This is a genomic window from Corynebacterium tuscaniense, assembly GCF_008693065.1.
In the GTDB taxonomy this organism is placed as follows: Bacteria; Actinomycetota; Actinomycetes; order Mycobacteriales; family Mycobacteriaceae; genus Corynebacterium; species Corynebacterium tuscaniense.
On record NZ_VXKH01000056.1, the window covers coordinates 1 to 9,815 of the forward strand.

At 62.2% G+C, this 9,815-nt stretch carries 10 protein-coding genes; 5 read left to right on the forward strand and 5 right to left on the reverse strand.

All coding sequences use genetic code 11. From position 1 onward, the window contains the following. Together dapC and F4V54_RS08850 are read left to right on the forward strand one after the other, a co-directional pair. On the forward strand, nucleotides 1–1,022 hold a 1,022-nt coding region (gene dapC, locus F4V54_RS08845), incomplete at its 5' end, for a succinyldiaminopimelate transaminase (RefSeq protein ID WP_150386901.1). Nucleotides 1,023–1,120: 98 nt separating this feature from the next. Continuing rightward, nucleotides 1,121–1,744, forward strand: coding sequence for a GtrA family protein (locus tag F4V54_RS08850; protein WP_102723197.1), 624 nt, complete (start codon nucleotides 1,121–1,123; stop codon nucleotides 1,742–1,744). Here the strand turns inward: F4V54_RS08850 and F4V54_RS08855 are convergent. The 5 genes from F4V54_RS08855 to F4V54_RS08875 form a co-directional block, all read right to left on the reverse strand. Beyond that, on the reverse strand, nucleotides 1,722–2,807 hold the full coding sequence (locus tag F4V54_RS08855) for an HNH endonuclease signature motif containing protein (protein ID WP_052092546.1): 1,086 nt from the start codon (nucleotides 2,805–2,807) through the stop codon (nucleotides 1,722–1,724). The genes F4V54_RS08850 and F4V54_RS08855 overlap by 23 nt on opposite strands. Nucleotides 2,808–2,922: 115 nt before the next feature. After that, complete coding sequence (gene dapD / locus F4V54_RS08860) at nucleotides 2,923–3,867, reverse strand: 2,3,4,5-tetrahydropyridine-2,6-dicarboxylate N-succinyltransferase (RefSeq protein WP_034662518.1); 945 nt, start codon at nucleotides 3,865–3,867, stop codon at nucleotides 2,923–2,925. A gap of 5 nt (nucleotides 3,868–3,872) precedes the next feature. Then, nucleotides 3,873–5,231, reverse strand: a complete 1,359-nt coding sequence (locus tag F4V54_RS08865; protein ID WP_034662516.1) for an amino acid permease — start codon at nucleotides 5,229–5,231, stop codon at nucleotides 3,873–3,875. Beyond that, entirely contained in the window at nucleotides 5,231–6,622 is a 1,392-nt protein-coding gene (locus tag F4V54_RS08870) for an amino acid permease (RefSeq protein ID WP_034662513.1), read from the reverse strand. Before F4V54_RS08870 ends, F4V54_RS08865 begins: the two co-directional genes overlap by 1 nt. A 69-nt stretch (nucleotides 6,623–6,691) precedes the next feature. After that, the gene (locus tag F4V54_RS08875; protein ID WP_150386902.1) at nucleotides 6,692–7,612 is read right to left on the reverse strand and encodes a DapH/DapD/GlmU-related protein; all 921 of its coding nucleotides are present in this window, start codon (nucleotides 7,610–7,612) and stop codon (nucleotides 6,692–6,694) included. Between the two features lie 27 nt (nucleotides 7,613–7,639). Between F4V54_RS08875 and dapE the strand changes: the two genes are divergently transcribed. The 3 genes from dapE to F4V54_RS08890 all read left to right on the forward strand — a co-directional run. Next, on the forward strand, nucleotides 7,640–8,713 hold the full coding sequence (dapE, locus tag F4V54_RS08880) for a succinyl-diaminopimelate desuccinylase (RefSeq protein WP_102723195.1): 1,074 nt from the start codon (nucleotides 7,640–7,642) through the stop codon (nucleotides 8,711–8,713). 41 nt (nucleotides 8,714–8,754) lie between these two features. Continuing rightward, on the forward strand, nucleotides 8,755–9,549 hold the full coding sequence (locus F4V54_RS08885) for an LOG family protein (protein WP_249041273.1): 795 nt from the start codon (nucleotides 8,755–8,757) through the stop codon (nucleotides 9,547–9,549). Nucleotides 9,550–9,572: 23 nt separating this feature from the next. Further along, nucleotides 9,573–9,815: dihydropteroate synthase (locus tag F4V54_RS08890; RefSeq protein ID WP_170253141.1), on the forward strand; the 243-nt coding region annotated here is incomplete at its 3' end.

Below are 9,815 nucleotides of genomic sequence, written 5' to 3' on the forward strand. Positions count from 1 at the left end.
CCCACCCGGATGGGCTGGTGGACCTGTCCGTGGGCGGGCCCGTTGACCCCGTCCCGCCGTCTATCCAACTCGCGCTGGCTGAAAACGCCGCCGAGCCGGGCTACCCGCAGACGACTGGCACGCCTGAGTTGCGAGCGGCGATCGTCTCCGCGCTGTCGCGTCGCTTCGGCATCGAAGGACTCAGTGAAAGCGCCGTGCTGCCCACCATCGGGCTTAAAGAAGTCGTGGCATGGTTGCCCACGATGCTGGGCCTGCGTGGCCAAACCGTTGTTATTCCGGAAGTCGCGTACCCCACCTACGAAGTCGGCGCACTCATCGCCGGGTGCAACGTCGTGCGCTGCGACGACCCGGCCAATGCCCCCCGCGACACCGCCCTCGTCTTCCTCAACTCGCCCTCCAACCCGACCGGTGCAGTAGCCCCTGTAGAGCAGCTGCGCGCCTGGGTTGCGTTTGCGCAGGAAACCGGCGCCATCATCGCCTCCGATGAGTGCTACTTGTACTTAGGGTGGTCCGTTGAACCGGTGTCGCTGCTACACCCGTCTGTCACGGATGGTGACAATACCGGTTTGTTGGCGCTGCACTCCCTGTCCAAAACGTCCAATATGTCGTCTTATCGTTGCGGCATGGTCTCCGGCGACGAAGCGCTTGTGCAGGAAATTCTGGAGGTGCGCAAACACACCGGTCTCATCGTTCCGGGGCCGATCCAACACGCTATGGTTGCTGCGCTAGAAATTGACCTGCACGAAGAAATGCAGCGCTCTACCTATGCGATGCGTCGTCTTGAGCTGCTCAAGGCTTTGCCCGAGGCTGGGTTCACCGTCGACCATTCCGATGCTGGCCTGTACCTCTGGGCACAGCGCGATGGCATGGATTCCCGCCAGGCCCTCGACTGGCTTGCCGACCGTGGCATCCTCGCCGCCCCCGGTGATTTCTACGGCCCAGCCGGCGCTGACCATGTCCGCATCGCCCTGACAGCGACCGACGAACACATCGCCGCCGCGGCCAACCGATTGATTTCCTAAACACGCCCAGAACACGCACGGTTTCGGCGCGTCGTGTCTCACGGAGTAAGATTGCCGAAAGTTGAACGCACCCTAAAACCCGGACTGAGGAGAGCTGCATGGTGGAAACGGTGCCCTCATCGGCGGAGTCGGCTGAGTCGGCTGAGCCCGTCGGGTCTGCGGCGGTTAGTGGCGCGAATAAGGCGAAGGGTGTGAAGCTCGTCGATAGTGCTCGCGAGTTCATCAAGTTCGGCATCGTGGGTGGCTCGGGTGTGCTGGTGAACCTTCTCGTGGTGTTCATAGCCACGAAGAGTTTCGGCGCCGGGTGGGGCATCCATGAGAATGATGTCTTTTTGAACCTCTTTGGCACTCGGTGGAATATCCGTTGGTACCACGTGATCATGACGATCGCTTTCGTTGTTGCCAACACCTGGAATTACCAGTTGAACCGCTCTTGGACGTTTAAGAACGCGTCAAAACGGTCTTGGCTGCGCGGGTTTTTCCCTTTCTTGACCACGGGCGTGGTGGCGTTCGTGGTCAGCCAAACTGTAGCTACGTTGTTGATGAATCCAACATCACCCATCGCTTTGCCGGACCACATCTTCGATGGCTCCACGGGGTTGCGCACGAAGTTCTACTGGTCCGCCGGGATTTCTACGTTGGTGGCAATGCCGGTGAACTTCATCATCAACAAGCTATGGACTTTCGGGCGCCCCAAAGTCATCCGTATTGAAACGGTTTAAAAAGAACATTCAACGCGCCCCATTCGCTGTGTTTATTGGGCACTGCGTAGCCGTTAGGTGAGCGCCAGATTGGTTGGGCGCCAACCTTGTCTATTCGGCCGCGACGCACCATGCCAGGGTCGTCGTCGTTGGTGCCGTTGTGGTAGCGACAGAGGGGGACAAGGTTCGCAACATTCGTCTCGCCCCCGTTCTTCCAGGCTGTGATGTGGTGGATTTCGCAGTTTTCTGCACCATGCCGGCATCCAGGCACCGGGCAGACCGGCATCACCGCCTTGGCTAGGTCCCGTTGCTTCTGGTTGGCAAACCGCTGCGTCCGGTAGAGGTTGACGGCGCCTTCCTGTGGATGGAAAAGCGCCACCTCGAGTTCCGCGCCGTGGTACTCGGCGAGATAGTCCGCACCGGTCATGGTGGTGCCGTCGGTGAGCCCAAGGATGGTCTCATAGCCTTCGCCGCGCACGATTCTCACGTAAGCGGGCAGCGGGATGAGCACCAAGGGGCGCGGGGCAGCGGCGGGAATACCTGCGCCATCACCCCGCAAGAGCTTGAGCAGCGGTCGGACCATCTGTGCCGCAGCAGGCTTCGACGGATCAATCAACGAGCGCAGCGCGTGTTCCAAGTCCGCCAGGTCCCGTTCGGGTGCAGTGACAGACATGCCTCCCATCCCATCCCGTGGCGCGTGGAATTTCACCTGCGGCTTCGGTGCTGCGGGCTGGGGGCGGGGGATGAGGCGGTCGGCGCGACGCCGTAAAGCCTCGTATGTGCAATGCGAAGCCAGCAGAGCGCGGCGAAGACGCATGCGCTCGCCGTGGTCTTCGATATGCGCGATTCGCTTCTCGACGAACACCAGCTGCTCCACCACAAACCCACCCACCAACGCCTCCTCCCGGGCAAGCCGTTGTTGCTTGGGGGTGCGCGTTGGCCCCCAGTAAGCGCGGTGGACGGTCTGGAGATCAGCAGCATGGCGTGGCGACATCCCGGCGGCAATAGCACGCTGGCGGTCGAAGCCTTCGAGGGCGGTGAGCGCGGTGCCGGAGAGGACCTCCAGGAGTTCGTCGAACGTCATACTTCGGACGCTATGTGGGCGGGAAGGCGCCCGCAAGCATCACGTGCTGCGCCTGTGGATAACTGTAGTGACACGTCTACAAAACGACGTTTTATCCACAGAAACAGGCGTTGGGCTAGTTTTTGTGCAGCGCCTCGTTGAGCTCGACAGCCTTGGCGCGGACGGCTTCGACGGCTCCGGTGAGCGAATTGCGGCGGAATAAAAGACCGTTCTTGCCGGACAGTTCGAGGGCTTTCGCTTCCGTGCCGTCGCTGAGGCGAACTTTGGTGCCGGCGGTGAGGTAGAGGCCAGCTTCGACAACGCAGTCATCGCCTAGTGATATGCCCACTCCTGAGTTCGCGCCGAGCAGGCAGCGCTGCCCGATTGTGATGGTTTCCTTCCCACCACCGGACAGTGTGCCCATGACGGACGCTCCGCCGCCGATGTCTGTACCGTCCCCGACGACAACGCCAGCGGAGATACGGCCCTCGACCATGGAGGCGCCGAGGGTGCCGGCGTTGAAGTTCACAAAGCCTTCGTGCATGACGGTGGTGCCTTCGGCCAGGTGGGCGCCAAGGCGGACACGGTCAGCATCGCCGATGCGCACACCGGTTGGGACAACGTAGTCCACCATTCGGGGGAACTTGTCCACGGAGTAAACCACCACCGGTCCCTTCGCCGCGAGACGCCCGCGCGTCATCTGAAAATCACCGACGGCGCAGGGGCCGTAGTTCGTCCACACGACGTTGGACAGCAGCCCAAAGATGCCGTCCATGTTCGCACCGTGGGGGCGGATGAGGCGGTGGGAGAGGAGGTGGAGGCGCAGGTAAACGTCGTAGGCGTCGACGGCGGGCTGTGCAAGATCCGCGATCGTCGTTTCCACCGCTACGCGCGCCACGCCGCGGTCTTCGTCGGGGCCAACCAGCGCTGCGAAGCGGGCGTCAGGTTCGTCGAGGCGCTGTGTCCCCGTCCCTGTCACCGCCTCTCCAATCTTGGGGGCTGGGTACCAGACGTCGAGGACGGTGCCGTCGTAGGTCAGCGTTGCTATGCCGCGGGCGTGTGCAGTCGTGGGTGAATCCATGCGGATTACTTTAGGGCGCTCCGCTTCTTTGTCAGGAGCGACAAGCCGACCAATGCAAGGGAGAGGATGGTGACGGAGATGACTTGGGAGCGGGCGTTGGCGTCGAAAAGCATGAGAACGGTGAGCCCGAGCAAAGCTGCCAACGTGACCCACGGCACCCACGTGGCGCCGCGTACGCGGACGGCAGAGGAGCTGATGCGCGGGTGAAGTTTGATGAAGCTCAGCGTGATCATGATCCACGTGACAATGAGGCAGCCACCGGTGGCGGACATGATGAAGTCAATCATTCCCGGCGGATTCCACCACTGTAGGCCGACCGCGACGAACGCGAAGAACACAGAGATGAGCACCGAGTTCATGGGCACGTTGTTGGCGTTGGTTTTAGCCATCCACTTCGGAGCGTCGCCTTCGAGGGCCTGCTGGTAGGCGAGGCGGGAGGTGCCATAGATCTGGGCATTGAACGCGGAAAGCAGGGCGAGCACGATGACCACTTCCATGAACGCTGCGGCGCCCGGAATGTTGGCCATGTCGAGCACGGCAGTGAAGGGGGAGTCCGCAGCGGAATCAGCACCGTCGATGGACGCGTAGGGCAGCAGCAGCGTGATCACGGCGACGGAGCCGAGGTAGAACACGGCGATGCGCCAGATGATGGAGTTCACGGCGCGCTTGACGTTATCGGCCGGGTTTTCGGATTCGGCGGCGGCGATGGTGACCACTTCGATGCCCCCGAATGCGAAAGCGACGGCGAGAAGCCCCGCGGCGATACCCGCGATGCCGTTGGGGGCGAAGCCGGATTCGCGCACGTTGTCAAAGCCGACGAAACCGCTTGCCGGCAAAACGCCGAGCCACAGCAGCACGCCAATGATGAGGAAGCCGATGATCACCGCGATCTTGATCATGGCGAACCAGTACTCAAATTCGCCGAACCCCTTGACCTGGGCCAGGTTCACGGCGGTGAGAATGACCACGACGGTGAGCCCTGGCACCCATTGGGGCACGTCAAACCAGGAGGCCATCATGGCGGATGCACCGGTGAGTTCGGCGCCGCACGCCATGATCAGCAGAAAGTAATACAGCCAGCCGAGCAAGAACCCCGCCCAGTGGCCGAATGCCATGCGCCCGTAGGTGGCAAAAGAACCCGACGAGGGGTGCGCAGCAGCCATCTCGCCGAGCATGCGCATAACGGCGATGACAATGAGCCCGGCGATTGCGTACGCAACAAGAATCGCGGGGCCGGCAGCGCGGATGCCCACGCCGACGCCGAGAAACAGGCCGGCACCCACCGCGGTGCCTAGGCCCATGAGGGTGAGGTGTCGGGATTTCAGCCCGGTGCCGAGTTCGCTTTGGCTTGTCCGCGAGCCCATTAATTCGCCGTCCTTCCCTCCGGCTTACGCGTCCACAGGACGCCGGCGAGGGAAATGATGCCGACGACGACGGCGACGGCGAACATCTGGAAACGCCCGTCCGGATTGGAGAGCATGAGCAGGATGACACCACCGGTAAGCGCAACCATGATCCAGGGGAGGACGTTGGGTGCCCACATGCGGACGTCGGTAATTTCGCCGTTCTCGACGAGTTTGGGGTGCAGGCGCACAAAGGACAGTGCAACGGCGATCCACAGCACGATGAGGCAGCCGCCGACCGCGTTAAGCAGGAAGGCGAGCAGCCCCGGTGGGTTCCAGTACTGAAGGGCAACAGCGACGAAGCCGAAGAAGACGGAGACGACGACGGCGCGGACAGGAACACCGCGGCTATCGGTCTGGGCGAAGGCCTGGGGTGCGTCGCCGCGCACGGCGAGGTTCTGCAGGAAGCGGGAGGAACCGTAGATCTGAGTGTTGCATGCGGAAAGCAGCGCTACGACGATAACGGCTTCCATGATGCCCACGGCACCTGGGATGTTGGCCATCTCCAGGACGGCGGTGAAGGGGGATTCAGCGGCCGAGTCTGCGCCACCGATTTGGTCGAAGGGCAGCAGCAGAATGATCAGCAGGACGGACCCGATGTAGAACACGGAGATGCGCCAGATGATGGAGCGGATCGCGGAGTGCACGCCGGCTTCTGGGTTTTCGGATTCGGCGGCGGCGACGGTGACAAGTTCAATACCGCCGAAGGCGAACGCCACCGCCAAGAGTGCGGTAGCCACGCCAGCCCAACCGTGCGGCATGAAGCCGACCTCGTTGACGTTGGTCAAGCCGATGAAGTCGCCCGACGGCAACAGGCCTAGCCACAGTGCCGCGCCGATGCACAGGAAGGCGACTATGACGAGGACCTTGATCAGTGCGAACCAGAATTCGAACTCGCCGAAGTTTTTTACTGCGGCGAAGTTGATCACGGTAAAGACAGCAATGGCCGCCAGCGCCGGGATCCATGGAGAGATGCCAAACCAGTGGGCGACGATGGCGGAGGCACCGGTGATTTCAACGGCCATGATCATGATCATCATGAACCAGTACAGCCAGCCGATGGCGAAGCCTGCCCAGCGGCCGTAGGCCTGTTCAGCGTAGATGGAGAAAGTGCCTGAGGAGGGGCGTGCAGCGACCATCTCCGCGAGCATCTGCATGAAGCACACGGTGATGAAGCCAGCGACGATGTAGGCGAGGATGACGGCAGGGCCTGCGGCGGCGATGCCAACGCCGGTGCCGAGGAAGAGTCCGGCACCGATAGCTGAGCCGAGGCCCATCATGGTGAGGTGGCGCGTTTTCAGACCGCGAGCAAGCGCGGTGGAATCGGCGACGGGAGAAACAGGTGTGGACATGCCCAACACTTTAAACGGCGCCGCGCAGCCGTTGACATTGCGCTCCGGTTTAGCGGTGTCGTATGAGTCCTAGGTGCGCCACCGAAGAACGGGGGTGGTGGAGTACGGCTCGTTCTGGATGCTCATGTTGTTTGAACCGGCGATGTTGGTGGCGGGGAAATCGTTACCCGTGGTGGGGTCAAAGATAGGGGTCTGCGGTTCCAGGATGATGCCGGCGCCAACGTTGCAGTTGTTGCCTAGGCTGATGCCGTTGACGCTGGCGGTGGGGTGGAAGTAGCAGTTGTCGCCGATGCGCATGGGGGCGCGACCTAAGTCGGTGGTGCGGGTGGCCATGAGGGCACTGCCACGCTCGAGGGTGCTGTGCGCGCCAACGACGACGAAGGAGGAGATAGTGCCTTCCACTCGCACGGGTCCAAGCGTCCCGGCGTTGTACGACACGTATCCTTCGCGCACCACGGTGGTTCCTTCGGCGAGGTAGGCGCCCAGGCGGACACGCTCGGCTTCCGCAATGGTGACACCGGTGGGCACCACGTAGTCCACCATGCGGGGTAGTCGTTCGATGCTGTACACGTGGATCGTTCCGCGTGCGCGCAGGTTTGTCCGTACGTATTCAAAATCATCGGGCAGACACGGCCCCTTGTTGGTCCACGCGACGGGAACGAGGAGGTCCAGTGCGTCTGTCATGTTGATCTCCAGCGGCCGCACTTTGCGGTGGGAGAGCAGGTGGAGGCGGAGGTAAACATCGAAAGCATCAATCGCAGAAGCGTCCAGATCGGCAATTTCGGTGAGGATCGGAACCACTTCGACGTGCCTGTCCCGGTCCATGCCGACGAGGTTGAGCAAGCGCGGGGAAAGTTCGTTGGCGCTGACTCGGCGGGTGGAGGGAGTGGCGATATCGTCGATAAGCGAAACTGTGGGGAACCAGGCATCGAGAACGGTTCCGTCGGCGGCGATATGAGCAATTCCTAATGCACGGGCTCCAACTGGCATGGGTGTCATCGTACTAGGCTCGCACGCGTGGATATCTTCGCCGACCCAGTTGAGCTGACTAAGCAGCTTATCGACGTCCCGTCCCCCTCCCACCATGAAAAGGCCCTCGCCGATGCCCTCGAGGGACCCCTGCGGGATTTGCCGGGCGTGGAGATTGTGCGGCGCGGCAACACGCTTGTGGCGCGGACGCATCGAGGGCTGCCGCAACGCGTGGTGTTGGCGGGGCATATTGATACGGTGCCGATCGCGGACAACGTCCCGCACCACATGGAGGGGGACGTTTTGTGGGGGTGTGGTGCCGTGGACATGAAGTCCGGGATGGCGTGCTACATCCATGCTTTTGCCACGTTGTGTGATGCGGATGACCTTGCCTTTGACCTCACCTTGATTTGCTACGAGGCTGAGGAAGTGGCCGCGCAGTACAACGGCCTGGCTTTGTTGGAGCGTGACTGTCCGGAGCTTCTGGCAGGGGACCTGGCGTTACTCGGGGAGCCGTCGGGTGCGGTGATTGAGGCCGGTTGCCAGGGCAGCATTCGCGTCATTATCACGGCTCGGGGGACGCGGGCGCATTCCGCGCGAGGCTGGCTGGGACACAATGCGGCGCATGATCTCGCAGGCGTACTGGCGCGCATTGCAGCCTACGAGCCGCGCACCGTCACCATCGCTGGTTGCGAATACCGCGAAGGCCTCAACGTCGTTGGCCTGTCAGGTGGTGTGGCCACGAACACCATCCCGGATGAGGCCCAGCTCACCGTCAATTTCCGCTTCGCCCCAGACTGCAGCCTGGAGAAGGCCAAGGCGCACCTGGAGGAGGTGTTGGCCCTCGAAGAAGGCTTGGAGTTGACCTACGACGACGCCGTTGGTGGCGCGCTGCCCGGCCTGGATGTTCCGGTCGCACAGGGGCTTTTGGCGGCTGTCGGTGGGGTTTATCGCGCTAAGTTCGGATGGACGGATGTGGCCCGCTTCTCTAGTCTGGGTATTCCGGCTGTGAACTTCGGCCCAGGCGATCCGGGCTTTGCCCATAAGATCGACGAGCAATGCCCCGTCAGCCAGATTCAGGGTGTCTCAAACGCCCTGATGGCGTATCTCACCGAGGCCTAAGAGAACAGACAAGTACGACAGTATTAAGGCGAAGAATTCCCGTGGCTCCACACAAAACTCCCCGTCAGTCTTCTGGCCCCGGCCGTGACCGCACGCTCCGTGGCCCCATTTTGGCGCGCGACAGGAACGGGTTTGACCCGTCTACCTATGACCAGCGTCTGTTGGAAATGGGGCGTGCGGACCATGATTGGAAGCACGCTGATCCGTGGCGCGTAATGCGTATTACCTCGGAGTTCATCGCTGGTTTTGATGCTTTGCATGACCTTGATTGGGCTGTCACCGTGTTCGGTTCTGCGCGCTTGGGTGAGGGCACCCCGGAGTATGAGCAGGCGCGCCAGCTCGGCGCAGCACTGGTGGAGGCGGGGTACGCCGTGATCACCGGTGGCGGGCCTGGCCTCATGGAGGGGCCGAACCGGGGTGCGCACGAGGTAGGCGGGACATCCGTAGGCCTAGGCATTGAGCTGCCGTTCGAGCAGGGCCTGAATGAGTGGGTCGATTTGGGCCTGAACTTCCGCTACTTTTTCGCGCGCAAGACCATGTTCCTCAAGTACTCCCAGGCGTTTATCTCGCTGCCGGGTGGGTACGGCACGATGGACGAGGTTTTTGAGATCCTGTGCATGGTCCAGACGGGCAAGGTGACTAATTTCCCGATTGTCCTCCTCGGCACCGAATATTGGGGTGGGCTGGTGGATTGGATCCGCGAACAATTGCTCGGCCGCGGCCTCATCTCGGACGGGGATGATCAGCTCTTCCTGGTTACGGACTCGGTGGATGAGGCGGTGGAGTACATCGTGCAGGCCCACTCCACCATGACGGATCCCCGGAACATCCAGTGACGTCCACCGCGCTGCCCCGGGTGATGGCGATTGTGAACCGCACCCCGGATTCCTTCTATGACCGCGGCGCGACCTTCCACTTCGACGATGCCTTGCGCCGCTGTGCCGAGGTGGTGGAGGCGGGGGCTTCGATCATCGACGTCGGCGGTGTCAAGGCCGGTCCAGGGGACGAGGTTGACGCGGAGGAGGAGACCGAGCGCGTCGCGCCCCTCATCGCGGCGATCCGCGAGCAGCATCCGGCGGTGGATATCTCCGTGGACACGTGG